Below are 24,860 nucleotides of genomic sequence, written 5' to 3' on the forward strand. Positions count from 1 at the left end.
TGTCCCGATGGCTCGTATCGCGTGCATCATGGTCGCCGATTTTTCGATCGCGGCGCTGGTGCGTTCGAATCCCGCGTTCGAGGGCAAGGTGTTGGCTATAGGCCAAAGCCTGGCTCCGCACGCCGAGCTCGACACCGTCTCGCCGCACGCGCGTGAACTTGGAATCCGCCCCGGGATGACGATCGCGCAGGCGCGGGCGATCTCCTCCGATCTGGCCGTAGTCCATCGCTCACCCGCCGCGGAAAGTTCGGCGCATTCTGCCCTGCTCGACGCGGTCGAATCGGTTTCGCCTATCGTTGAGTCGGGCGCGCCGGGATGCGTGTGGCTCGATCTCGCAGGCCTGCATCGCATCTACAATGGCGAAGAAGAGATTACCGCCGAGCTGGTGCGATGCGTGCGCAGAGTCGGGATGGAACCCGCCGCCGGCGTCGCGGCCAACAAGGAACTGGCGCATCTGGCCGCGCGATGCGGGGGCGTGCGCGTGATCGAAGCCGGGCGCGAGCGCGAATTCCTGAACTGGCTGCCACTCGACATGCTTGGCTTGGGAAAATCGGATCGCGGCGACGACTTGGAGACCACGCTCGCCAGATGGGGGATGCGCCGGCTCGGTGAGCTGGCGCGCCTCAATCCCGACGCTGTTGGCACGCGGCTGGGCCGTCGCGGCGTCGAGCTGGTCCGCCTTGCGCGCGGTGGAAGCTCTTCGCCGCTTGTGCCGCGCCGCCGCGCCGAGTTTTTCATCGAAACTATCGAGCTTGAATACGGAATCGAGAACCTGGAGCCGCTGGGATTCGTCATGCGTGCGATGCTCGAGCGGCTCGCCGAGCGGCTTTCGATGCGCGCGCTGGTCGCCGGCGATATCACGCTCGCGTTCGGGATGAGCGGTCATCGCAGTTTCAGCCGCCGGGTCGCGGTTGCGGCGCCGTCGAACGATGTCCGCGCGATTCTCACGCTCATCAACCTGAGCCTTGAAGCGGCGCCGCCCGAGGCCGCCGTCGAATCGATTCGAATCGAGATTGCGCCGCGCGTCCCGCGTCCCGCGCAGACCGACATGTTTCTGCCGCCCAGTCCTGCGCCGGACAAGCTGCAGACTACGATTGCGCGGCTGGCAGCGCTATGCGGCCCCGGCAACGTCGGCATGCTAAGGGCAGAGAATTCGCATCGGCCCGAAGCGATGCGGCTCGATCCGTTCGCACCGCCTGCCGCGATGCCGATCCCCGAAAATGCGGCAGCGAAGAATGTCACGCAGCTGGTGATACGCGCGATTCGTCCGGCGCGGGAAATCGAGGTGATGTGCTCGCGGGAGATTCCGGAGTTCGTCCGCGGTGAGAATCTTGGCGCGCGCGTGATTTCGATCGCCGGGCCATGGCGGCGCGATGGCGAATGGTGGCTTGGATTCGTCGTGGATATGCGCGCGGATTCATCCGATGAAAAAAATCCCGCAGTGCATAAATGCGGCTTCGTCCGCGATTATTACGAACTCGCGCTCGAAGATGGCGGCGTTTACCGCATCTTCCGCGACTTGAACTCGGATAAGTGGTTTCTCGACGGCGCCTACGACTGACTAATCGCGGCGAATCGGCATGAACTCCGACTACATCGAGCTTCGCGCGCGGAGTGCTTTTAGCTTTCTTGAGGGGGCTGGCACGCCCGAGGATCTTGCGACGCGCGCGGCGGAACTCGGCTACAGCGCGATGGCGCTGGGCGATCGCGACGGACTTTACGGCGCACCGCGCTTTTACCAGGCTGCGAAGTCCGCGGGAATCCGGCAAATCGTCGGCGCAGAACTGACGCTGGACGACAACTCGCGCCTCTACGTCCTCGCACCGGATCGCGAGCGCTATCAAAATCTCTGCCGCATGATCACCGACTCGAAGATGCGCGTCCTCAATCCCGGCGCGCTCGCACGCGACGGCTCCGCCGCGCCGCCCGTCTATCCCGCCAAGGGCGGGAGCCGCATTACGCTGGACGAGCTCGAACGCTACGGCCGCGGACTCATCTGCCTTGCCGGCGGCGTGATGAGCCCGCTGTCATGCATGCTCGTTCGCGGCGAGGATCCCGGCGATCTGGGCCGGCGGCTCGGCGGGATTTTCGGCGCGGGAAATTTCTACATCGATTTGCAGCGTCATCTCGACGCCGGCGAGGAGCGCCTAAATCGCAAGCTCGCCGCGCTTGCCGGCGCGGCGCGAATCCCGGTGGTCGCGACCAACGACGTATGCCACGGCGGCTCGGATCGCAGGTTGCTCGACGTGCTGACCTGCATCCGGCTCAAGACCACGCTCGAGGAAGCCGGCCGCGCGCTGTGGATCAACAGTCAGCGTCATCTGAAATCGCCGGCTGAGATGGCCGCGCTGTTTCGCGATCTGCCCGGCGCCGTCGCCGCCTCGCGCGCGATTGCCGAACGATGCGCCTTCCAGCTATCCGACATGGGATACCGCTTCCCCGACTATCCAATTCCACCCGGAGAAACGGCCGACAGCTATTTGCGAATACTCACTTATGCGGGTGCGCGAGAGCGATGGCGCGGCGCGATCGACGATCGCACCCGTTGCCAACTCGAACACGAACTCGGGATCATCGAGCGGCTCAAGCTCGCCGGCTACTTCCTGATCGTATGGGACATCGTCCAGTTCTGCCGCGAGAATCGGATCATGGTGCAGGGACGCGGCTCCGCGGCCAACAGCGCGGTGTGTTACGCGCTCGGAATCACGGTGGTGGATGCGGTCAAGATGGAACTCCTGTTCGAGCGCTTCCTTTCCGAGGAGCGCGGCGAATGGCCCGACATCGACCTCGACCTGCCCAGCGGCGACGATCGCGAGAAGGCGATTCAATACGTCTATCGCCGCTACGGCGAACGCGGCGCCGCGATGACCGCGAACGTGATCACCTATCGAACAAAAAGCGCCGTGCGCGAAGTCGGCAAGACGCTCGGCTTTTCGCCCGAACAGGTTGACCGTCTCGCCAGGCTCAACCAGGTGTACGAGTTCCGCGACCATCACGACGATCTCGTGGCGCTGCTCAAGCGCGGCGGCGTCGATGCGCAAGCGCCGCGAATCGCGATGCTGGCCGATCTCGTGCGCAGGATTCAGAGCGTGCCGCGCCATCTCGGGCAGCATAGCGGCGGCATGGTGATCGCCGCGCAGCCACTGGATGAAATCGTCCCGCTCGAGCCGGCCTCGATGCCCGGCCGCGTGGTGATTCAATGGGACAAGGACGACTGCGCCGATCTCGGCATTATCAAGATCGATCTGCTCGGACTCGGGATGCTGGCCGCGCTGAAAGAGGCTCTTCCGATGATCCGCGCGCACGAAGGAGTCGAGATAGACCTCGCGCATCTTCCGCCCGACGACCCCGGCGTGTATGCGATGCTCCGGCGCGCGGACACGGTCGGCGTCTTCCAGGTCGAGAGCCGCGCGCAGATGGCGACGCTGCCACGGATGAAGCCGGAGCGGTTTTATGACCTGGTGGTCGAGGTCGCGATAATTCGCCCCGGCCCGATCGTCGGCAAAATGGTGCATCCCTATCTCGATCGCCGCAACCATCGTGCGCCCGTCGAGTATCCGCATCCTTCGCTCGAGCCGATCCTCAAACGCACGCTGGGCGTCCCGCTTTTTCAGGAGCAGTTGCTCCGAATGGCGATGACGGTGGCGGGCTTCAGCGGCGGTGAGGCCGAGGAACTGCGCCGCGCGATGGGATTCAAGCGCTCTGCCGAGCGGATGGAGAAAATCGAAGCACGGCTGCGCGCCGGGATGCTGCGAAACGGCCTGCAGGGCAACCTCGCCGACGATATCGTGCGTTCGATCACATCCTTTGCCCTGTACGGCTTCCCCGAATCGCACGCCGCCAGCTTCGCGCTGATCGCGTACGCGTCGGCATACCTGAAGCATCATCATCCGGCGGCGTTCGTTGCCGCGATGCTGAATTGCTACCCGCTCGGCTTCTATCATCCCTCAACGCTGGTGAAGGACGCCGCGCGTCACGGTGTCGTCGCGATCCCCGTCGATGTGACCCGCTCGAACTGGAAATGCACAATCGAGATTGTGGATCGGCGGCCCGCGATTCGCATGGGACTGCGATACGTCACGGGCATCCGCGAGGAAATCGCACTTCGAATCGAAAGCGAGCGTGCGCGGCGACAGTTCGATTCGATTGCCGATCTTACCGCGCGCGTCGGACCGAACCGCCGCGAGATCGACGCGCTCGCCTACGCGGGCGCGTTCGCCGCGTTCGGCCTGGCGCGGCGCGACGCGATGTGGAATGCGGCCGCCGTCGAACGCGATCCAACCAGCCTGCTTGCGGGCGCGAAGCCGCGCGATAGCGAGGTTCCCCTGGCCTCGATGGCGCCTATCGATGAAACGCTGTCGGACTACGCCGCGACCGGCCTCACCACCGGACCTCATCTGATGACGTATCTGCGAGGCGATTTGAGCGCGCGCGGAATTCTCAGCGCCGACGATCTCACGCGCGCCAGACATCAATCCTGGGTGAAGACCGCCGGCGTCGTGATCGTGCGCCAACGCCCCGGCACGGCCAAGGGCTTCCTGTTCATCACGCTCGAGGACGAAACCGGAATTGCCAACCTGATCGTCACGCCCGACCTGTTCCAGAAAAACCGCCTGCTGCTGCGCAGTGCCGGCATTCTGCTGGCCGAGGGCGTGCTGCAAACGGTTGACGGCGTGACCGCGATTCGCGCGCGGCGCTTCGAGGAAATCAAGCTTCCCGGCGCGGTTCCGCCGTCGCATGATTTTCATTGATCGCGCGATTTCACGCACGAATCGACGTCCCCCGCCGAACCCGGTCGCCGACGGCACACAAAGCTCGTAACCGGTTTTTTCGGTTAACGTACATTTAGATTAGAGCAATCGTCGCCAATCAAGGTGGCCGCTCCACGCATTCAAGGAGTCTTTTATGGTTTCAAAGTTGTCTCGCGGTGTCGTTTCCGTAGTCATGGCAATCATCCTGGTCGTTGCGGTTGCTCATGTCGCTTCCTCGAATTCAGGCGGTGGCGGCCCCATGGGGCATTGCAGCATGCATGGCGGTATGAGAGGGCACAGCGCTCCGTTTATGCGCTTGCTGAAGAGCGCCAATCTGACTGACGCGCAGAAGACGCAGATCCATGCCATCTTCCAGGCCCGGCGCGCTTCGCAGAAGGCTGAATTCCAGCAGCTCAAGGCAGCCAAGGAGGCAATCGCGGCCAAGTTCACGTCAACCGGCCCGGTAGCCGCCGCCGACGTGGCCGGCTCGGTTTCGACAGCCAGTCAGATCCACGATCAGATGGCGAACGAGCGGATTCAGGACGCTATCGCGATCCGCAACCTGCTGACTCCGGCTCAGCTCGCGCAAATCTCCGCGACCAAGGCCAAGCTGGACCAGATTCACGCCGAGATGAAGGCTCTGTGGGCGCAAGGCGGCAGCGATTCAACACCGGCCGAGTAGGAAATAAGTTCGGCAACCTCCCCAGTTGGACGGGGTCGCGGCAATTCGGCGGCGACCCCGTCCGGCAATTCGCATGGCGTCAACTCGGCGCCGGCTCACTCTGGAATGAGCGACGGGCTGCCCGATTTCGCCGTTGGTCCGCCATTCCACCGCAGCGCCGTTCATCATCGACGGCGGCTGGATCGTCAGTTAAATTAGAATCGTGGCCCGCCTCACAGGCAAAGTCGCAATCGTAACCGGCGCAGCCAATGGGATCGGGCGCGCGATCGCGCTCCGGCTCGCCGACGAAGGCGCAAAGGTGGCGCTGGCGGATATCCAAGTCGATTCCGCCGAGCAGGCCGCCGCGGAAATTCGCCGCGGCGGCGCAGCCGCGATCGCGGTTGCACTTGACGTCACCAAACTTGCCGAAGCAATCGCAGCTGCCGATCGCGTCGAAAGTGAACTGGGACCAATAGACATCCTGGTGAACAACGCCGGATGGGACGTCGTGTTGCCGTTCGTCGAGTCCACCCCCGATCTTTGGGATAAAGTGATCGCGATTAACTTTCGCGGCATGCTCAATTGCTGCAAAGCCGTGGCGCCGCGGATGCAATCCCGCGGCGCAGGCAAAATCGTCTCGATCTCTTCCGACGCGGCCCGCGTCGGCTCCAGTGGCGAAGCCGTATATGCGGGATGCAAGGCCGCCATCATCGGTTTCTCCAAAACACTCGCGCGCGAGCTCGCGGCAAATCACATCAATGTCAACGTCGTTTGCCCGGGGCCAACCGACACCGCTTTGCTCAGGAACGCGATGGCGGGGCGCGAGAAAGTTCTCGAATCGATGGCGCGTGGCATCCCGTTTCGCCGGCTCGGGCAACCGGCGGACCTGGCGGGCGCGGTCGCATTCTTCGCTTCTTCCGATTCGGACTTCGTCACGGGCCAGGTGCTCAGCGTGAGCGGCGGCCTGACCATGGCGGGCTGAGGCCGGCTCGCCCGCGCGATCCGGCGTCGCCGGTCTCGCGCGCGCCCGCGATCGCTAGTTGAGCGTGATTCCCGGCGCGGGGAACCTGCGGCACATCTCGGTGACTTCGGCCGCGATGCGCTTCAGCGCCGCCTCATCGTTGGCGTGCGCGATCGCCTCGTCAATCCACTTCCCGATCTGCCGCATCTCCGCGTCGCCCATCCCGCGCGAGGTTACCGCCGGCGTGCCGAACCGAAGCCCGCTGGGGCTGAACGGCTTGCGCGGATCGTACGGGACGGTGTTTTTGTTGCAGACGATTCCGGCCGCGTCGAGCGCCTTCGCGCCCTTCGTGCCAATCACTTTCTTGTTCGTCAAATCGACCAGGATCAGATGATTGTCGGTGCCGCCCGAGACCAGGCTGAAGCCGCGCGCAAGCAGTTCGTCGGCCAGCGTCTTGGCGTTGCTCACCATTTTTTTCGCGTACGCCTTGAACTCCGGCGTCGATGCTTCCTTCAACGCAACGGCGATCGCCGCCGTCGTATGATTGTGCGGACCGCCCTGCAGCCCGGGGAAAACCGCCTTGTCGATCGCTTCGGCGTATTCGTTACGGCACATGATCATCGCACCGCGCGGGCCGCGCAGCGTCTTGTGCGTGGTCGTCATGATTACGTCGGCGTACGGCACGGGATCCGGATGCACGCCGCCAACGATGAGTCCCGCGATATGTGAAATATCGGCGAGCAGGATAGCGCCGACCTCCTTCGCGACCTCGCTGAAGCTCTTGAAGTCCCACAGCCGCGGATACGCCGTGCCTCCGGTCACGATGATTTTCGGCCGCTCCGCGCGCGCCATCTCGCGAATTTTGTCGAAGTCCACGACGTGACTCTCGCGATCCACCACGTACTGCGCCGAACGCCAGAACGTGCCCGTGATGCTCGCCTGCCATCCGTGCGTCAGATGCCCGCCGTGGGGAAGCGACAAGCCCATGATCGTGTCGCCCGGCTTGAGCAGCGCAAAATAGACCGCGAGATTTGCGGGCGACCCCGAGTACGGCTGAACGTTTGCGTGATCGACTTTGAACAGCGCCCTCGCGCGATCTATCGCGATCATTTCGATCTGATCGACATAGCGTTGGCCCTCGTAGTAACGGCGCCCCGGGTAGCCTTCGGAATATTTGTTGGTGAGAATCGATCCGGTCGCTTCAAGCACCGCTTTGGAGACGTAGTTCTCCGACGGTATCAGCCGGACCGAATCGATCTCGTAGCGCTCTTCATCCTTGATGAGCTGATAAATCTCCGGGTCAGTTCGCTTGAGTTCGTCCACGCCGCACCTCCATTGCCGTCATCCGATGAGCCTATAGGCGCGGACGCACCGACGCAAAACTGGACGGACAACTCGCGATGGAGTTGTCCGCCGGTCGGCGCGCGAAAATTTTTCGACAGCCTGCTACTGCAGATCGGCCGGCGTCACCTTGGCCAGCCACGCGCGGAAATTGCCCTCGTAGCCGACCGCACGCTGGCGTTCGCGCACCCGGCGCAGAAGGCTCGCGACGGCTTCCGGCGCAAGTTTCGGCCGCACGCTCATCGCGCCCGCGATCTTCTCGGCCGACGCCGCCGCCTCTTTGCGCGCGCCCTCTGCGAGGTTCAATTTCTCGTCCGACAGTCCCAGGTACGCCTCGGCCACGCGCAGTCCAATCTCGGTTCCGCTTTCGAGCGAGTCCTTGATGTTGCCCTTGCCGGTCAGCACGTTTCCGGCCGCAAAGACCGCGGTCGGCCCCTCCATCAGCAGGCCGATCTTCTGATCGGCGTAGATATAAGTCTCGCCCTTCTGCGGAATTCCAGGGATCGGTTGCGGGATGCTTCCGATCGAGCTGATCGTCAGCTTCGCGAGCGCGTCCTCCACCCCTTCCTCGACCGTGCGCACTTGACTGCCCGTGACTTCGGTGCGGTTGAAGTTCAACCCGACCATCGTGCCGTTCTCTGCGATCACTTTGCCCGGCGCGCGCAGTTCGTGAAACTCGAACAGGAATTTGCGCTGCGCCTTGTCAACGATCTTTACCCGCGCCTGCCTGAGCGCGTCCGCGCGCTTTTGCGGCGTGTCGGCAGGAATATCCGACAGCGGCATGTCGATTACGCGCCGGCGATAATACAGCCTGCATGGCGGGATGCCGAGGTCGGCGTACTTCAACCCTTTCGCATTCAGCACCGGCTCGATCCCTTCGCGCTCGAGATCGAGCATGTCGCCCTGGATGCCGCGCGCCCTGAGCCCCGCAAGCGCGTACTCGATCTGCACGACCTTGACCACGTCGATCGACGCCAGTCCGCCGCCGACGACGAGCGCTCCCGGAGTCAGCTCGTAGCGCGGACCGTCGTAAGACTTTTCCGGATAGTGATTCCACCAATAGATCAGCTTGTTCTGGTAGACCAGCCCGCGATCGATGTACTGATCTGCGCCCTCGATCGGAAGCGGGCGATCCTTCCATGCGCCGTTGGTCAGTACGATTCCACTGACTCCCCAACGGGTCCGCAGCTCCTCGAAATCGATATCGCGTCCCATCCCCGTCATCGGCACGTATTCGATATTGGGATGGTCGAGGCGTTTGTTGATCTCCTCGTACTCATCGTGGCGCTGCTTGACGTGCCATCGCGGCAACCCGTCTTCGATTTTTCCGTACGGCCGCGAATTCTGCTCGAACACGATCACGAGCGCGCCGTACCCCGCCAGGATCCGCGCGATTTCCGAACCTGCCGTCGCGCCCCCGATCACGGCCATCACGTGGCGCGATGAAACATTTGCTGTATCAGTCATAAGGATCTGTAATTGCCTCCTGGGACATTCATAAGGGTATTTAATTACCGTCTGCGAGCCTGTCGCGCAACCTCAAGCGGAGCCAAAACCGCCCCCTACCGCCACGGCAGTTCGTCTTGCGCGCATGAAACTCTCATGGTTTCCTTACCGGTTGTGATGAGTGTGGCGCGGACTGTGTTTGGGCAATTTCGAAAAATCGCGATCGTCTCCTCGATAGTGCTTTTCGCGGGATGTTATTTCGCGCCATATTTCGCCAATCGCGCGGCAGGCGGCGGCACCGATGCGGTCGAGGGCGAGCAGCACGACGTCCCGTACAACGTAAATGATTCGTTCCTTCTGATCCAGGATGTGCTGCGCGGTGAGGGTATTCTGTTCGAGGTCAAGTCCGACGACAAACTTGTCACGCTGTGGAAGGATGCCGACACGCGCGCCGGCATCCTCGGCAGCATCGTCGGTGTGCATCCGCAGTATCGCTACGAGATTGAAGTCGTGCCGAACGGCGATCGCAGCTCCCGAATAATCGTCAATGTCCGCACCGAGGACATCCCCGACCAGGACCTCGACAAGTACAAGGTCAGCACGCGCCTGAACCTGTTCGGCAAAATCGACCAGCTCGCCGCGAAATTCCCTCCCTCCGGCGGCACTCCCAAAGAGGGCGGCGTCAACTACGCCCTCCTGCCCAACGAGGACTTGAAGGCTCTCGCCCGGCGGGCGACCGGCAATGAGGACAACTGGCGGCAAATCGCGCAGGATAACGGACTCAAATCGCCCACCGACGCTGCCAATCTACCCAGCGTCTGGATCAGGAACACGTTGCTGAGCGAGCCGAAAAAGGAAGCCCCAACTGACAACTGAACCCAAGGCGCGTCCACGCCGGGCCCGAAAAACCGAAAAACCAAATCATGAAAATCGAATCGTGCAAAAATCGATGCCTGCCCAAGCGCGCCCGGGCAGGCATCGAAACAATGCTCTCGCGCTATCGCGGGGGGTCAGTCGTTAGGGAAGGACGCCTCGCTCGCGTCGTATTCCGGGCTCAGGCCGGCCGGACTTACTGCCGCGACCACTGCCAGAAATTGCTCGAATGTCATGTGGAGATTGAGAAACCCGCCTTGGCAAAAGACCCATCCGTAGTAATCCAGAATCTCGTCCGGGATCATCACCGGCAGACGCGGCAGTGTTGAAACAACCGGAAATGGATGCGGTTCGCCCTGGTTGATGTTATCCCAAACGGCAGACTGGTCGGGTTCCCGGTCCGACTCGACCACGCTTACTTCCCGTAACGGAATTACTTTGCCTCTAGCAACTCGGTTCATAGGCAATAGAGCCTCCTGCTCCCCTCACCATCATTCGGCCGCTTCCCGCGCAACCAATTCTAGACTATGTGTTGAGCCCGTCAAGGAGCAAATTCGACATGTATTCACCTCTCGGTCCGTTTCGTGGTCATGGGTCCCGACTGGCGCAATTATGCGCGAAAGGTCCGGCCCTTTCCTAAGGGCCTGAAAATATTATGTTTTCCGTATTTCAGGCTATCGTTCTCGGCGCGATCCAAGGCTTAACCGAGTTCCTGCCGGTCTCCAGTTCGGCCCACCTTATACTCGTCCCTTGGCTGCTCCGATGGCAGGATCCGGGGCTTGCCTTCGATGTAGCCCTTCACCTTGGAACGCTGTTGGCGCTGTTACTCTATTACTGGCGCGAATGGCTCGATATGGGATTATCGCTGGCCGTCGGCAACCGCCTCCCCCGCCGCCTGCTGTTCCTATTGATAGTCGCCTCAGTTCCCGGCGCCATCATCGGCGTCCTGCTGGAGAAGCAAGCCGAGACGGTCTTCCGCTCGCCGCTGCTGATCGCGGCCACGATGACTACCCTTGGGCTTCTTTTATGGGTTGCAGATTGGTATGGCTCGAAAAAACGCAGCATAGATGACCTCACTTTCCTCGATGCCCTCCTGATCGGGCTAAGCCAGGCGCTCGCGATCATCCCCGGCGTCTCGCGCTCGGGCGCCACGATTACGACGGCCCGCATCCTCGGCATCGATCGCGCCGACGCCGCCAATTTTTCGTTCCTGATGGCGACGCCAATTATCGCCGGCGCCGGCATGCTCGAGGCGCACAAGCTTTTCCATACGGGCCTCGCCGCTCAGCTCGGATGGGGCTTTGCGGCCTCGGCTGTCTTCGGTTTGCTCGCGATTGTCGGCCTGCTGCATTTCTTACGAGCCCACAGCTACAGGCCCTTCGCGATTTATCGAATCGTGCTGGCCGCGATTGTTATTGCCGTCTACGTGGCGCGGTCGTAGTCGATGCGAACCGACAGCTCAGCTACGTCCGTGTCCCCGGTCGTCAACGAAAACGCCACGGCCCGCCGCGCGCGAGCCTTTCAGGTTGGCGTGACGCTCTGCATCATCAACACGATCATCGGCGCCGGCCAGCCCGTGATCACGCGATGGGGTGCGGTACATCTCGATCCCCTGCTCTTCTGCACCAGCGCGGTCGTGTTCGCCTCGATTTGCTCAATTCCGTTTCTCCAATTCCGCGGCGAGTTGAGATTGATCGTGGACCCGCGCTATCGCGCGCGGTTGTTCATGATGTCGATGGCGGGAACCGTGCTGACGAGCCTCACCCTCACCTACGGACTCACCCGCATCAGCGCCGTCGCCGGTGTGCTGCTGCTGCAAACCGAGCCGGTCTATTCGCTGGTTCTGTCGACAGTCTTCATCGGCGAGCGCCCGTCTGCGCGCCAGATACTCGCGACCGCCACCATCCTCGTTGGCATCGGTTCGGTGTTCGCCGGCGGCGGCTCATTTTCACCGCTATGGGCCGCGGCCATCATCTTCGCGACTCCTCTATTCTGGCAGACGTCGCACGTGATGGGTCTGAAGCTGATGCCTCCGTTGACGCCGACCTCGGTCGCCGGCGGCCGATTTTTCTATGCGTCGTTTGTTCTGACCGCGATGCTGCTGATCTTCCGCCGCGGCTCGCTCGTGCAACTCGCCGACCTGACTTCGCTCAGCGTGATCGCCGTGACCGGTTTTTTTATCTATTTTCTGAGCGCGGTCACCTGGTACGGCGCCATCAGCCGGCTCTCATTGGCGTGGACGACAGCGCTGGTCGTGCCCGGAATCCCGATACTTTCGATTCTGTTCGCCGTGATGTTTCTCGGCGAGCACGCAACTACCCGCGAGGTCGTCGGCATCCTCATTTCGGTCAGCGGCGTACTGACTCTCGTCCTCGGCGCCGATCCGCATCGCAAGCAACCTGCTTCGGAAGCCGCCGAGGCAATCCACGAACCCCTGATCTGATTCCCGCTTTGACATTCCAAGAAACGCATTGGGCGCAGGTGCCGGCCCCTGCATTTGACTCTACGACTCTGCTGGTCTTAAGTGACCCACAGATTCTGCCGCAGGAATTGCGCGCGAACAGAAAACAGAAATTCAACGCGAGGAATTCTTCATGGCCCGAATTGTCAGACACGAAAGGAACACGCCCTACGAGGTTGCGGAAGGCACCGAGTTGCCGGTCTATATCTGCGCGTGCGGACTCTCGAAGAACAAGCCATTTTGCGACGGCTCGCACAAGAAAACGCGCGACGAAAATCCCGCGGACGTTTACGTTTACGACGACATCGGCCGCGCCCGCGTCAAGACCGAATACTAGTTTTTAGTTTTTAAGTTGTTCCGGGCCCTTCGACTTCGTTCAGCGTAAACTCGATTGTTCCCCTTCCCACGTGGGAAGGGGTTAGGGTTTAGGTTTCCCCCCTGCTTATTTCCGCCGGTGCCGGTATGTTATTCGGAGCCGGTCGCGATGCTCGCGATGCTCTTAATACTGCCCACCGTGGCAACGGTTGAAAAGTTGAAACTTCCTGAAGAGATTACGCGCGACGATCCCGAGCCGGCTTCTATCCCCGAGTGTGAAGCCCCTCTCGATCCCGCCGCTACGGCTCCCGCGGTCGCGCCAATCACCGGTCCTCCGGATTGGCTCCAGTATATAGCCGAGCCGCGCTACGCATGGCCGATACTGCTGATTGTCGGAGTCGCGCTCTATCTCGTAAATCTCGGCGGCTATCCGCTCTACACCAAGGGCGAACCGCGCGAGGCCGTCACCGTATTCGACATCGTCCACGGCGGCGGCGTGATTCTCCCACAGCGCGCAGGCGTCGAAATCCCCTCCAAGCCGCTGCTGATGCACTGGATGGCCGCGCTGGTCTCGCTCGTTGCCGGCGGCGTAAACGAATTCACCGTGCGGCTGCCGTCAGCCGGGCTCGCTATCGCCGGCGTGATCGTTTGCTACTTCTATGTGCGCCGCCTGTTCGACAACGTGACCGCGCTCTTCGCCGCGCTCATCCTCGCCACCACGTTTCAGTACCTGCAAGCCGGGACCGGCGCCCGCGTTGACACGACGCTGACCTTCTTCATGGAGGTCGCGTTCTTCGAATTCATTTTCATGGCCGAGGGACTGACGCGCCGGCGGATGCTGCTCTACGTCGCAATCGCGCTCGCCATTTTGACCAAGGGCCCCATCGGGTTGATTCTTCCGGGGCTGGTCGCCGTGATTTGGCTGGCCGCTGAGAAACGATGGAACCTGTTGCGCCGAATCGGTCTCGTGCGCGGCGCGATCGTCGTCCTGGTGCTCGCCGGAGGATGGTATCTTGCAGCGCTGATCGAAGGCGGCCCGGATTTTTTCCGCAAGCAGATTCTCGCCGAAAATCTGCTCCGCTTCACCGGCGGCGCCGATTTCCACGAGGGCCACATCCATCCCTTCTACTATATGGAACTCGCTCTTCTCGCCGGATTCATGCCGTGGACGATTCTGCTGCCGATCGTCGGCGTCCAGGCAGCGCGCGCGCCGCGCGCACTCGATCCGCGCCTCAAATACATCATCGTCTGGTTCGCCGCGGTGCTGATCTTTTACAACCTCCCGCAGAGCAAGCGCGGCGTGTACCTGCTCTGTATGTATCCCGCTTTTGCCACCCTGGTGGCGATCTATGTCCGCGAGGCTGTCGTGCGTCCTGAGCCTGCGCGCGCTTGTGTCCACTGGATCGCGCGATTGTCCGGTCTCGCGATGCTGATCCTCGGCGGCGCCGGATTGATTGCGCTTGCGATGCTCGTCGGCAGGCCACAGGAGTTCGCCGATCTGCTGCAGGCGGCGGGCATTCGCGCACCCGCTTTTCCACGCGTCTTGACCTCGGTTGTTGCCGAGGATTGGGCGCTGGACCTCGCGATGCCGCTCGCGGTTGTCGCACTCGGCGTCTTTATGATCTTCACCCGTCCGCGTATCGAACGAATGGTGCTCGCGATTGCGGCCGCGATGGTTTTCACCACCGTTGCGGCCAACGTTGTCGTCGTTCCGGCCATCGCCAACACTCTCTCGCTCAGGGACTTTACCGATCATGCCATGAAAATTGTGGGCGACAGTCCGGTCGGCTATCTGGGCGTGCTCAACTACGACGTCGCCTTTTACAGCCGCCGCACAATTCCGATCGTCTCGCAAGGAAATCCGGAGATGCCCGAGTACCTGATCGCCTGGCGCGCTCTGTTCAATGCGCTTCCCGCGTCCAGGCGAGGCCGCTTCGACATCGTGATAACCAGCAACCCGACCTCGCTCGACGGCACCGACGAGATGCTCCTCCTTCGCCAGCGCGCAGGTTCCCCGGCTCCGCCGTCCAAAAAACCCGCCGACAGCTACATTGAAGCAGGAATTTCTACGACATGGTCTCTCTTCGAATCTCGTCGACCGCCTTCACCAGCCGCGGCAGCACCTCCGCCGATCCGCCGCGCAAGCTCACGTCGCAATATTGCGTGACCTCCGACTCGTAGAGGTTCACTTCGATGAGTATTCCGCCGCGCTGCTTCACTTCCAGCGCGAATCCCGCCGCCGGATAAACCGTCGCCGAGGTCCCCGCCACGATCACCAGGTCTGCCTTCGCCGAATGCTCCGCGCACATGTTCAGCACGTCGATCGGAATCGGCTCGCCAAAGGAAACCGTGTCCGACTTCAACAATCCTGCGCATCGCGGACACGCAGGCGGCAGCTTCTCCAGGCTGATCGCATCGCGATGAAACCGCGTCATGCAATCGAGGCATCGAATCAAAGTCCAGTTGCCATGAATTTCCGCGAGCGCCTTCTGCCCGGCCTGCCGGTGCAGGTCATCGATGTTCTGCGTGATCACGAAGCGCAGCACTCCCAATTCTTCCATTTTCACCAGCGCGAGGTGGCCCGGATTCGGCCTGGCAACCGTAAGCGGTTTGAAAAGTTCGTCGTTGCGTTTGCTGAGCCGCTCTTCCCACGCTTTTTTCGGATCGGCCATGAAGCGCTGAAAGCCGTTCATCGGCGGCTCGCCGTACTTGGTCCACAGCCCGCCCGGCCCGCGAAACGGCGGGATCCCGCTTTCGACGGACATTCCCGCGCCCGTGAGCGCGATCGCATACCGCGCCGCCAGGATCATCCTCGCGCCTTCGCGAATTTCCTCGTCGCTCGCTTTCTGGCTTGCCTTTGCCATTGGGAATCCGCCCTCCGTGCGCAATCTCACATTTTAAGCCGGGCAGTGGTGCGGTTCTATAATAACCGCGGCACGGCCGGGTAGTGGGTCAAGAAAGGCAAGCAGGCGGTCGCGATGATGTCTGCTTGGCGGTATGACCAAAACCGGCTAAAGCTTGCAGAGGAACGCCGTTCGTTCTATACGGCGAGTTGAAGCCGGAGAGTAAAAGGAAATCCCGGTTAACACAAAAGACATGGCAGCGCGGGCGCCGGTGCTCTGGCAATTCGCGATTTCCCATTACGCCGAGAAGGCGCGCTGGGCGCTCGATTACAAGCAGGTTCCGCACCTGCGGCGCTCGCTGCTGCCCGGGCCTCATGTTTCCAGAATCAGAAGGATGACCGGACAGACCGCGGTGCCTGTCCTCGAGCTCGGTGGCGCGATCATCTTCGACTCGACCCGCATCATCGAAGCGATCGAAAAAGCTCATCCCGATCCGCCGCTCTATCCCGCCGACCGCGAGGCGCGGGAACGCGCGCTCGAACTGGAAGATTATTTCGACGAGGAGCTGGGCCCGTACATCCGCCAATGGGGATATTTTATGTTGCTGCCCTACTCGTCCACGGTAACAGCGCTGTTCACCAGCCAGGCCGGCCTCGGAAAGCGACTGTTCATGCGCGCGATCTTTCCGTTGGTGCGGCCCCTGATGAGAAGCAAGATGAAGGTCTATCCGGCCGAGGCGGGAGCGGCGCGGGATAAGACCGTCGCCGCGATGGATCGAATCGCGCGCGACCTTCAGCCTTCGGGCTACCTGGTCGGCAACGGTTTCACGGTTGCCGATCTGACCGCGGCCGCATTGCTGTCGCCGCTGGTGATGCCGAAGGAGTTTCCCTACCCGCCTCCCACCGCAATCCCGGCGCCGCTGGCGCAGGCGCGCGCGCAGCTCGCGGAGCATCCGGCGTTGAAATGGGCTGCCGGCATCTATGCCAAGCATCGCGGCAAATCGGCGGCGCTCGCGGAAGAGACGGTCATCTAAAGCCCTTTGGATTCAAAACCGGGGTCGAACTTCCCGTTTGCAAGCCGCTTCGTGTCGGTGGTAGTTGGATCCTAGGTGGGGTTGTCTTCGCTTTGGCACATTTTATTGTGGCTTCTGGCGTTGAGCTTCGCCGACCATGGCTAAAACTGAATTTGAAGGTGAATCATCATGAGAAACAAGATTCTGTCAATCGCAATGTTGGCGTTGCTACTTGCGATCGGCCCCGCAGTCTGGGCGCATGACCGTGGTCACCTACCTATTCCTACTCCTGGAACCCCGATCGCGACGCCGAGTCCTACTCCTGCAATCCCGACCGCGACGCCGACTCCGTTCGCTTTCAGTGACGCTAGTCTCAACGGAACGTATTCGACCAGGTTCAGCGGCTTCTGGCTGATACCGAGCACGACTACGGGCAACCCGCCGTCGCTCTCGCCGATCGCGGGATTCGGAAATCTGACTGCGGACGGCACGGGAAATATCACCGGCGGGACCGAGACCTTCAATGCCGGCGGCAGCGTCTGCACAGGCACGATCACCGGAACGTATTCTGTGAATCCGGATGGCACTGGCGCCTTGACCCTCACGTTCACCAGCACCGGCCCGGGTTCCAATTGCTCATCGCTCAGCGGAACCAACGATGACGACTTTGCGATCCGCGGAATGGGAGGGTACGGGGTGGATTTCTTCTCGACTGATGCCGACTTGGTAATTAGCGGAACCGCGTCGCAGCGGGGCGCCTATCGCATCATCGTACCCCCGCCGCCCCCGACCCCAAGGTGACGCTGGAAGGGCATAGTCCGGGCTGATAACCGATTGGAACGGGCGGCCCGGCCGTGATATTGCGGCCGGGCCGCCTGCTTTTCACCAGTCGCGCTTGTCAACGCGAAAATCGCGGCTAAGTGGATTTGACGCTACGCCCATCGCGCGTTAGTCACTGGCTCGTGGCTAAACCCTCGCGCCTCAAAGTGATTGCGATCGAAACGCCCGCCGACATGCAACGTGCCTACGCGATTCGCCGGCGCGTGTTTATCGAAGAGCAGCGCGTGCCCGAAGAAATTGAAGTGGACGCCTACGATTCGCGCGCATTTCACGCACTGGCGATTCTCGACGGCAACCCCATCGGGTGCGGCAGGATGGTCGAACAGGGGGCGAGCGAAGTAAAGATTGGCCGGATGGCCGTCATCCGGGACTTTCGAAAGACGGGAGTCGGCGCTGACATCCTGCGCTTCCTCGTCGATCGCGCTCGCATACGCGGATTCCGCCGGGCCATTGTGCACGCGCAAGTTACGGCTGAGGGCTTCTACCTCAAAGAAGGATTCATCGCCGTGGGCGGCGTCTTCGACGAAGCCGGCATCGCCCACCGCAGGATGGAACGCGACCTCTAGACGTCCTTGTTGCCTCAGAAATGAAAGGGAGTTGAAACTGCGCCTCGTATAACTATCAACCAATTCCGAAGAAGAGATCCCGAGGCCTATTCGAAAACGAGCACAGACGCATCGCAGACCGGTCGATACCCGATCTCCTGGTAGATGTGATTGGACGTCGGATTTGCGAGGTCGGTATAGAGGAAGCAGAACTTGCGGCCTTCGTTCAGCAGCGACTGGCTCACCGCCGCGACGCATGCGCCAGCGAATCCGCGCCCGCGCAATTCCGGCGGCGTGTACACCGCACCGATTCTTATCCCATTGGGCGTTGGCCCTGAAAATCCGGCCATCGAGACCGGTCGGTCTCGATCCAGAAGAACAGGCCCGCCTCACGCTGGCCGATGAACCTTCTCGGATCGGCCGGTACCTGATGCTCGCCCACGTCATGACTGAACGCCCGCATCCATTCGGTTGCCAGCGCGAGATCCGGCTGATGGCAGAGATGAAGATGCCCGACTATTGGACGCTGCGGATTCACCCGATCGAGGCAATATATCCGCTGGGCGTGCTCCCGCCTGATCCTGGCGCCGGTTATTTCACACCAGGTCTCCGCGAAAATATCGGCTTCTCGCGAGGGAGCGTTAACGCCCGGAAGCTGATGGCCCGCGGCCCACAGCTCGCGCGCCAGAACCGAGACCGCCTCCTCTGACTTCGCCTTCGAGAGCACGAGATTTTGCGGTGGAGTCCGAAGCGCGACTAGTTGACTTCCAGTTTCGGCCTCCACCGAACAAAGCAGCGGCGGCTTGTCGCTAAACTTCTGTCGGCCATCGATTATGCCCGAGAGGATTCCGAACACGAGGTTGTTCTCGGCCTCGCGCTCGCACAAAGAGCCCTCGACGTGCGATCGAAAAAGCGCCGGATCGTGCCAATTTACCAGTCTAAGTTGCATAGCGTTCAATGGTTCCTTTGAATGCTAGAGCCTATCAATAAAGTGCCGGTGAGATGAACGCGGAGAGGGCGGTGCGCGAAAACGGACGGCGGCGGCGTTGCGTCGATTGCGCGGAGCGTACCACAGCCCCCGGCTTCAGCATCGGCGGCGTTACGCGGTGAAAGATTGAAAGAGTTACAGGCTGGCGGCGAACTCTTCGATGACGCGGGCGACCGCTTCGGGACGCTCCAGAATCACATGATGATGTGCGTCGGCAATCGTCACCAGCCGCGCATTCGGATTCGACGCGCGCGCATGCTCCGCGCCCTCCGCGGTCATGATGCGACTGTGCTCGGCGCGCACCAGCATCATGGGAATCCTGATTTGCTTGATCGTCTCGAGCACCGCCATCCCGTCGCCGCCGAGGAAACACTCGCGATCGAACTTGAGCGTCCAGCGGCCTTCATCGGTGCGCGCCAGGCTTTTTTCGGCGATCTCACCAAGTACTTCGTCGGCGACTCTGCCCTCGCGCGGCATCAGCCGAAAGCGCGCCTTCGCCGTTGCGAGATCGGCATAGGTCACCACCGGGATTGATTTCAGCCGCTCCAAATATCGATCGCGCCCGCGAGTCGAGGTGACCGGGACGTCGATCGCAATCGCGCCGCGTGCGCTGTCCGGATGATCCCGCGCGAACGCCAGCACGTTCAGACCACCCATGCTGTGACCGGCGACCACCGGCTTTTCCGCATTCGCGGTCGCGTGCGCGACGAACCTCGCGATGTCGTTTGCGTAGTCGATCGGCGAGTACGCCGCCGGGCGCGCCCATTCGCTGTCGCCATGCCCGCGCTGGTCGAGCGCGAGGAGGCGGTACTCCGCCGCAATCGCGCGCGCCACCGGTTCCCACCACCACGCATTGGCAGAGTTGCCGTGGAGCAGGATAACCGTTCGCGGCGCGTGCGGATTCCACTCCAGGTAATGGAGCCGCGGAGAGCCTTCGAGCAGATGGCTGTGCGGCGCGGTCATTTCAAACCGTGCACAAAATCCCGGATTATTTCGATCAGCGCCTCGGGATTGTCCAGCATGACGTGATGATACGAATCATCGATCTCCGCCATCCGCCCATCGGCAATCTGCGCGGCCATTTTTTTTGCGAGCTCGCGATCCAGCAGCGGACTCTTTGTGATCTTCACGATCAGCGCGGGGCATGCGATGCGATGCAACGACTTCCACACCCGCGACGGTTCGCGAATCATCGTGCGCCGATCGATCTTGTGCGTCCACCCGCCGTCGGCGTGCCGCTTGAAGCTCAGGCGCGCGACGTGCTCCAGGATTTCCTTTTTCGCCAGCGTCTCACGCGGCAGGACCCTGAAATTCCGAGCCGCCTCGTCGAGCGATTCGAATCGGCGCGGCGGCTTTTCCGCGATCGACTTCAAAAATTCGACCACCCCCTCCGGGTAGTCGGGCGGAGGATCGATCGCCACGATTCCGCGCAATTTTTCGCTTTCGCTTTCGCTGTGCTCGGCGGCGTATGCGAGCACGTTATGCGCGCCCATCGAGTGCCCAACCAGGATCGGCGCGCCGAATCCCCATCCGCCGATCACTTGATCCAAATCCGACACGTAATGACGCGAGCCGTACGCCCATTCATCCGCCCATTGGCTGTCGCCATGCCCGCGTTGATCGAGCGCCAGCACGTGAAAATCGCCGACGAACGCCGGCGCGACAAAGTCCCACCAATGCGCGTGCGCGGAACCGCCATGCAGAAACAGGATCGGCGGCTTGCCCTCGCCTCCGTAATCAAGGCAATTCAGCGCAAGCCCGTTGGCTATGAAACGATGCGACTTCATCCGTCCCCCGGAATTTCCTTTCTCATCTCGAAGCCGATCCCACCCGCGCCGACATGATACCTTTGCAGCGTGCGCCTTTCATGCCACCATTTAGCTGCCAGTTCACACCTGAAGCCATGCGAGATCGAACCGCGCTGAAACCACTGACGCTAGTCGCCGCACTGATACTTGCGCTCGCGTCCGTTGCCTTCCCGGCGCGCGCCCAGGATGCCAACGCGGCCAAGGCTCGGGCGCTCGTCGATGCCGCAATCAAAATGACCGACAGCGACGCCGCCCTAAAGCTGCTCTGGCAGGCCACCGAAATCGATCCCACTCTCGACGACGCCTACGTTTATCTCGGCCTCTACTACAACTCGCGCTCCGACTTCACCGACGTCATCAAGGTTTATCAAAAGCTCATCAAGTATCAGCCCAGACAGGTCAGCGCCTATCTGAATATCGGCGAGGCGTACATGTCGTTTTCCCCGGCCAGGACCGACGACGCGCTGGTTTATTTTCGCAAGGCGTACGATCTCGATCGCAATAACAGTTTCGCCGCGCTCAGAATTGGACAACTGCTCGCGCAGACCGGGCAACGCGACGAGGCGCTCAAGTATCTGAGAATTGCGCTGGGCGACAGCGCCAGAAATCCCACCGTCGCGTCGGAAGCTGAGAAGACTCTCAAGCAGATGGGCGCGCTGTGACAGGGGCCGCCGGCTTCACTTCCTCGCCGCGGCGACCAGCGCGCGCACTGCAAATTCGACCGTCTGGCGGGCTTGCGCCGCTCCCCGCTTCTGATCGCGGCGCAGATGCTGCCAGGTCGCAAAGCTAAGCACCAGATCGAGCGCCTCGAAAAATTTGCGGTCGTGCTTGAGCGTCGTCGGCAACGCGGCCGCGAGCGCGGTCCGCTCCTCGCTTCTCATTCTCTCGTAGTCCTTGCGAAGAAAGACCGAGCGATGGCGATGCACGTCGGCCGCGTCCTTGAAAGGCATCGCACGCTCGAACAGACGCGCGCGCCGATCCGCCATTTCTCCGAGCATCCCCTTCCAGTCCCGCGATGCGAACGGAGCATCGACGATCGGCTGCAGTTCATTGCGCATCGCCTCCGCCATCTCGCGATACAGGCTGTCCATATCGTCAAAATGCCGGAACACTGTGCGCAGGCCCAGGCCTGCCCGCGCCGCGACCTCCTCGGCACCCGGTGAGATCGCGCCGGCGCGCACCAGCTCGAGCATCGCCGCGACAATTCGGCGCCGATTGTTGTAGCGCCGGATTATCCGTCCGTCGATGGTTTCGGGTCTCGCCCGTGTATCCTGCGCCATGGTCATCGGCGATGTTTCCGCGCGCGTGCGGACGAAGTTTCATTTCGTCGATGCGATAAACTCGTGGATCAAGTCGGCGATCTCATCCGGCTTATCCTCCTGCAGAAAGTGGCCCGCGTCCGTGATAGTCACATGCTTTTGCCCCTTGGTCCCTGGAACGCGCTGGTGGAAGAGGAGCTCGCCTCCTTTCGTAATCGGGTCCGAATCGCTGAACGCGGTCAGAAACGGCTTGGTGAACCCCTCCAGAACTTTCCACGCGGCCTTGTTCTCGGGGACAGAGCCGTGTTCCGGCGTAATCGGGACAAGGGCAGGAAAGCGGCGCGCACCCGCCTTGAACGATTCATCCGGGAACGGCGTTTCGTAGGCGGCCTTTTCGGCCTCGCTCAGGCTGCGGCGGCATCCCATGCTCAAAATCTGCCCGATCGGCAAGACGGGTGCGCTCTGGCTGAACTCGAGCCATTGCTTGAACCCTTCGCTGAATCCCTCGCCGGTCGGCAGCCCGGTATTGGCGACCACCACGCGCGCGAATCTCTCTGGAAACGCGGCCACCAGCCGAAGCCCAATCAGCCCGCCCCAGTCCTGGCAGAAGAGCGTAATACCCGACAGGCGCATAGCAGTCAGCCAATCACTCATCCATCGCACGTGCCGTTCGAAAGTGTAATCGGATTGATCGGCAGGTTTGTCCGAACGGCCGAAGCCCACCAAGTCCGGCGCGACCGCGCGATGGCCGCGCGCGGCGAGACTCGCGATTATCCGCCGATAGAGGAACGACCACGACGGCTCGCCATGCATGAGCAGCACTGGAGCGGCGCTCGGCGGACCTTCGTCGAGATAGTGGATTCGCACCGCGGTCCCGTCGGGGTCCGTGACTTCGTAATAATGCGGCTTGAATGCGAAGTCGGGAAGATTGGCAAATCGCGCGTCGGGAGTTCTCAAGATCTTCAAGGCGCACCTCACCCGGAATCAGAGTTGGCGATCATCGATATATTGACACTATGAATGCCATTATATTGGGGCCGGGTCAACCAACGGCAGGAGTGACCCCTGCACCCAGTGAAAAGAGAATCGGCACCGCCGCGGGATGCGGGCTTCGCCCCGTTAGAAGAGTAAGGGGGAGGGGTTTTTCATAGGAGGCCGGGTGCGGCCGCGCTTAATTCTGCGGTGCGGACGGGGGCGGCTGCGGAGGCGCCGGCGGCGGCGCGCCCTCCTCGGGCGGCATCCGATCGCCACCATTGCCGCCGCCGTGGCCGCGATGCGTCCACGGCTGCGTGAAGTCGCGATCGAATATCTTCTGCTGCTCGGGCGTCAGCACGGCGCGAATCTCGCCGAGTCCATCCCAGAACAACTCATGCCGCTTATGCTCAAAATCCTGCCGCGCCTGCGTCACTTTGAACCGCGTATCGCGCAGGATGTCGCCGATGCGATCGCGTTGCGCCGGCGTCAACTGAAGCTCATGATTCATTCGCTCGATCAACCCCGGCCCCGGCACCCGCAAGTAATGATACCGGTACGCCAGGGTGCTGAGCGCGAAACCAATCAGAAGGCACGAGACTCCCACCACCAAGCCGAACAGGAAATTCGACTTAGCTGGCAAGGTCGCTCTCTGTCATCGGCATCTCGGGCGCCAATGGATCGCCTGCGCTTTCGGAATTCATACTCGCCTCGGGTATCGATAGCGCCTCGCCCAAAGACTCATTCGGCGCCCGCGTCGAAAGATACGCCGCGCTGCTCGCGAATACAAAGATCGCCGCCGCCGCCGACATCGCCAGCCATCGATTCGGCTGCCGCGACAACAACGTCTCGCGCGATACCGACGCGAATCGCCGCGGCCTGTCTGCCAGCGAGAACTCGCGCCGGGCCGGCCGCGATACGCGAGCCGCATCCGGTTCCATCTCGCCATACAGCACCGGCGCCGTCAGCGCGAAGACGCGAAACGCATGATCGCACTTCCCGCATCCCTTCAGATGCGCCAGCAACTCGGCCCGCCGCTCGGCCGTCGCGGTCTTGCGCCATAGTCCCGAAAATTCCTGTCGTGCTTCAAAACAATTCATGACTGTTACCTGTTGCGGCCCGTCGCGAGCATCCGCTCCGCCTGCTTGCGAAGCGCCTGCCGGGCGCGGAACGCGCGAATTTTTACCTTGGCCTCACTCCATCCAAGCGTCTGGGCGATTTCGCTGACGCTCATATCTTCGCTCTCTTTGAGCACCATCACCATGCGGTCCTCGGGCTTGAGCGTGTCGAGCAGGCGATGCGCCAAGTCGTACGCTTCGCGCCGCTCTTCGGCCTCACCGACGATGTCCTCCGGCGACGCGACGTTCGCCGTCTGCATCCATTGCACTTCCGGCGCGCTGAAGTCTCCGACCAGTTCCTCGGGACGCCGGCGCCGGCGGCGCAGCTCGTCGTAACATAGATTCACCACGATCGCGCGCAGCCACCCGCCAAACGGCATCTCGGCCCGGTACGTCGCCAGCGCCGTGTACGCGCGGATGAAAGCTTCCTGCGCGATATCCCGCGCCATCTCCTCGTCCGAGAAAAAACGCCGGCATAAACGCTCCACACGTGGGCGATGCCGCCCCGCCAACTCGGTGAAAGACTCCGTTTCCCCGCCGAGGACTTCGGCTATCAGTTCCTCGTCGGGTTTGGCGCTCAATCTCCACCCTGCCCTGCTACGCGCCGAGAGACCCAACATAACCGTTTATTAATACGCATTATCCTGCCGATGGTTACATGGTTTC

Annotated in this window: 26 protein-coding genes; 13 read left to right on the forward strand and 13 right to left on the reverse strand. The window is 61.9% G+C overall.

All coding sequences use genetic code 11. The features are described 5' to 3' along the window. Nucleotides 1–7: 7 nt before the first annotated feature. The 4 genes from ABR989_RS00175 (at nt 8) to ABR989_RS00190 (ending at nt 6,394) form a co-directional block, all read left to right on the forward strand. Nucleotides 8–1,561 carry a DNA polymerase Y family protein gene (locus tag ABR989_RS00175; protein WP_428124953.1) on the forward strand — a complete coding sequence of 518 codons (1,554 nt, stop codon included), beginning with the start codon at nt 8–10 and terminating at the stop codon, nt 1,559–1,561. A 19-nt stretch (nt 1,562–1,580) separates the two neighbouring features. After that, on the forward strand, nt 1,581–4,751 hold the full coding sequence (locus ABR989_RS00180) for an error-prone DNA polymerase (protein ID WP_428124955.1): 3,171 nt from the start codon (nt 1,581–1,583) through the stop codon (nt 4,749–4,751). 154 nt (nt 4,752–4,905) lie between these two features. After that, a complete protein-coding gene (locus tag ABR989_RS00185; protein ID WP_428124956.1) occupies nt 4,906–5,433 on the forward strand; it encodes a Spy/CpxP family protein refolding chaperone in 528 nt (175 codons plus the stop codon). A gap of 202 nt (nt 5,434–5,635) precedes the next feature. Next, nucleotides 5,636–6,394: an SDR family NAD(P)-dependent oxidoreductase gene (locus ABR989_RS00190; RefSeq protein WP_428124957.1), complete on the forward strand. Its 759-nt coding sequence runs from the start codon at nt 5,636–5,638 to the stop codon at nt 6,392–6,394. Nucleotides 6,395–6,448: 54 nt separating this feature from the next. Here the strand turns inward: ABR989_RS00190 and glyA are convergent, their stop codons facing one another. Together glyA and ABR989_RS00200 are read right to left on the reverse strand one after the other, a co-directional pair. Further along, nucleotides 6,449–7,696: a serine hydroxymethyltransferase gene (gene glyA, locus ABR989_RS00195; RefSeq protein WP_428124959.1), complete on the reverse strand. Its 1,248-nt coding sequence runs from the start codon at nt 7,694–7,696 to the stop codon at nt 6,449–6,451. A 123-nt stretch (nt 7,697–7,819) separates the two neighbouring features. Beyond that, the gene (locus ABR989_RS00200; protein WP_428124960.1) at nt 7,820–9,181 is read right to left on the reverse strand and encodes a ferredoxin--NADP reductase domain-containing protein; all 1,362 of its coding nucleotides are present in this window, start codon (nt 9,179–9,181) and stop codon (nt 7,820–7,822) included. Nucleotides 9,182–9,343: 162 nt separating this feature from the next. Between ABR989_RS00200 and ABR989_RS00205 the strand changes: the two genes are divergently transcribed. Next, complete coding sequence (locus tag ABR989_RS00205) at nt 9,344–10,036, forward strand: hypothetical protein (protein WP_428124961.1); 693 nt, start codon at nt 9,344–9,346, stop codon at nt 10,034–10,036. Nucleotides 10,037–10,170: 134 nt separating this feature from the next. Here ABR989_RS00205 and ABR989_RS00210 read toward each other — a convergent pair whose 3' ends face one another. Next, on the reverse strand, nt 10,171–10,446 hold the full coding sequence (locus ABR989_RS00210; RefSeq protein ID WP_428124962.1) for a sulfurtransferase TusA family protein: 276 nt from the start codon (nt 10,444–10,446) through the stop codon (nt 10,171–10,173). Nucleotides 10,447–10,688: 242 nt separating this feature from the next. Between ABR989_RS00210 and uppP the strand changes: the two genes are divergently transcribed. The 4 genes from uppP (at nt 10,689) to ABR989_RS00230 (ending at nt 14,976) form a co-directional block, all read left to right on the forward strand. After that, nucleotides 10,689–11,474: an undecaprenyl-diphosphatase UppP gene (uppP, locus tag ABR989_RS00215; RefSeq protein WP_428124963.1), complete on the forward strand. Its 786-nt coding sequence runs from the start codon at nt 10,689–10,691 to the stop codon at nt 11,472–11,474. Nucleotides 11,475–11,477: 3 nt separating this feature from the next. Next, nucleotides 11,478–12,476 (forward strand): DMT family transporter, encoded by a 999-nt coding sequence (locus ABR989_RS00220; RefSeq protein ID WP_428124965.1) that lies wholly within the window; start codon nt 11,478–11,480, stop codon nt 12,474–12,476. A gap of 151 nt (nt 12,477–12,627) precedes the next feature. Further along, nucleotides 12,628–12,831 (forward strand): CDGSH iron-sulfur domain-containing protein, encoded by a 204-nt coding sequence (locus tag ABR989_RS00225; protein WP_428124966.1) that lies wholly within the window; start codon nt 12,628–12,630, stop codon nt 12,829–12,831. Nucleotides 12,832–13,026: 195 nt separating this feature from the next. Further along, complete coding sequence (locus ABR989_RS00230) at nt 13,027–14,976, forward strand: ArnT family glycosyltransferase (protein ID WP_428124967.1); 1,950 nt, start codon at nt 13,027–13,029, stop codon at nt 14,974–14,976. Here ABR989_RS00230 and ABR989_RS00235 read toward each other — a convergent pair. After that, entirely contained in the window at nt 14,876–15,673 is a 798-nt protein-coding gene (locus ABR989_RS00235; RefSeq protein ID WP_428124968.1) for a Sir2 family NAD-dependent protein deacetylase, read from the reverse strand. The genes ABR989_RS00230 and ABR989_RS00235 overlap by 101 nt on opposite strands. A 232-nt stretch (nt 15,674–15,905) precedes the next feature. Between ABR989_RS00235 and ABR989_RS00240 the strand changes: the two genes are divergently transcribed. From ABR989_RS00240 to ABR989_RS00250, 3 genes are all read left to right on the forward strand, one after another. Beyond that, nucleotides 15,906–16,685: a glutathione S-transferase family protein gene (locus ABR989_RS00240; protein WP_428124969.1), complete on the forward strand. Its 780-nt coding sequence runs from the start codon at nt 15,906–15,908 to the stop codon at nt 16,683–16,685. A gap of 168 nt (nt 16,686–16,853) precedes the next feature. Continuing rightward, nucleotides 16,854–17,465, forward strand: a complete 612-nt coding sequence (locus ABR989_RS00245; protein WP_428124970.1) for a hypothetical protein — start codon at nt 16,854–16,856, stop codon at nt 17,463–17,465. A gap of 161 nt (nt 17,466–17,626) precedes the next feature. Next, the gene (locus tag ABR989_RS00250; RefSeq protein ID WP_428124972.1) at nt 17,627–18,070 is read left to right on the forward strand and encodes a GNAT family N-acetyltransferase; all 444 of its coding nucleotides are present in this window, start codon (nt 17,627–17,629) and stop codon (nt 18,068–18,070) included. Nucleotides 18,071–18,156: 86 nt separating this feature from the next. Here the strand turns inward: ABR989_RS00250 and ABR989_RS00255 are convergent, their stop codons facing one another. From ABR989_RS00255 to ABR989_RS00270, 4 genes are all read right to left on the reverse strand, one after another. Next, nucleotides 18,157–18,399: a GNAT family N-acetyltransferase gene (locus ABR989_RS00255; RefSeq protein ID WP_428124973.1), complete on the reverse strand. Its 243-nt coding sequence runs from the start codon at nt 18,397–18,399 to the stop codon at nt 18,157–18,159. Further along, complete coding sequence (locus ABR989_RS00260; protein ID WP_428124974.1) at nt 18,363–18,998, reverse strand: hypothetical protein; 636 nt, start codon at nt 18,996–18,998, stop codon at nt 18,363–18,365. The genes ABR989_RS00255 and ABR989_RS00260 overlap by 37 nt, the downstream gene beginning before the upstream one ends. Nucleotides 18,999–19,172: 174 nt before the next feature. Beyond that, nucleotides 19,173–20,000, reverse strand: coding sequence for an alpha/beta fold hydrolase (locus ABR989_RS00265; RefSeq protein ID WP_428124976.1), 828 nt, complete (start codon nt 19,998–20,000; stop codon nt 19,173–19,175). Beyond that, complete coding sequence (locus tag ABR989_RS00270; RefSeq protein ID WP_428124977.1) at nt 19,997–20,824, reverse strand: alpha/beta fold hydrolase; 828 nt, start codon at nt 20,822–20,824, stop codon at nt 19,997–19,999. The genes ABR989_RS00265 and ABR989_RS00270 overlap by 4 nt, the downstream gene beginning before the upstream one ends. Before the next feature lie 116 nt (nt 20,825–20,940). On the opposite strand from ABR989_RS00270, the gene ABR989_RS00275 reads away from it, so the two are divergent. Continuing rightward, the gene (locus ABR989_RS00275; RefSeq protein WP_428124979.1) at nt 20,941–21,507 is read left to right on the forward strand and encodes a tetratricopeptide repeat protein; all 567 of its coding nucleotides are present in this window, start codon (nt 20,941–20,943) and stop codon (nt 21,505–21,507) included. 15 nt (nt 21,508–21,522) lie between these two features. On the opposite strand, the gene ABR989_RS00280 is transcribed toward ABR989_RS00275, so the two are convergent. The 5 genes from ABR989_RS00280 to ABR989_RS00300 form a co-directional block, all read right to left on the reverse strand. Beyond that, on the reverse strand, nt 21,523–22,131 hold the full coding sequence (locus ABR989_RS00280; RefSeq protein WP_428124980.1) for a TetR/AcrR family transcriptional regulator: 609 nt from the start codon (nt 22,129–22,131) through the stop codon (nt 21,523–21,525). A 33-nt stretch (nt 22,132–22,164) separates the two neighbouring features. Beyond that, complete coding sequence (locus ABR989_RS00285; RefSeq protein ID WP_428124981.1) at nt 22,165–23,070, reverse strand: haloalkane dehalogenase; 906 nt, start codon at nt 23,068–23,070, stop codon at nt 22,165–22,167. A 205-nt stretch (nt 23,071–23,275) separates the two neighbouring features. Next, the gene (locus tag ABR989_RS00290) at nt 23,276–23,719 is read right to left on the reverse strand and encodes a hypothetical protein (RefSeq protein ID WP_428124982.1); all 444 of its coding nucleotides are present in this window, start codon (nt 23,717–23,719) and stop codon (nt 23,276–23,278) included. Then, on the reverse strand, nt 23,709–24,176 hold the full coding sequence (locus tag ABR989_RS00295) for a hypothetical protein (RefSeq protein WP_428124983.1): 468 nt from the start codon (nt 24,174–24,176) through the stop codon (nt 23,709–23,711). Before ABR989_RS00295 ends, ABR989_RS00290 begins: the two co-directional genes overlap by 11 nt. Before the next feature lie 5 nt (nt 24,177–24,181). Then, the gene (locus tag ABR989_RS00300; RefSeq protein ID WP_428124984.1) at nt 24,182–24,775 is read right to left on the reverse strand and encodes an RNA polymerase sigma factor; all 594 of its coding nucleotides are present in this window, start codon (nt 24,773–24,775) and stop codon (nt 24,182–24,184) included. Nucleotides 24,776–24,860 lie beyond the last annotated feature (85 nt).

The organism is Binatus soli (SeqCode) (assembly GCF_050015535.1).
Classification (GTDB): domain Bacteria; phylum Desulfobacterota; class Binatia; order Binatales; family Binataceae; genus Binatus; species Binatus soli.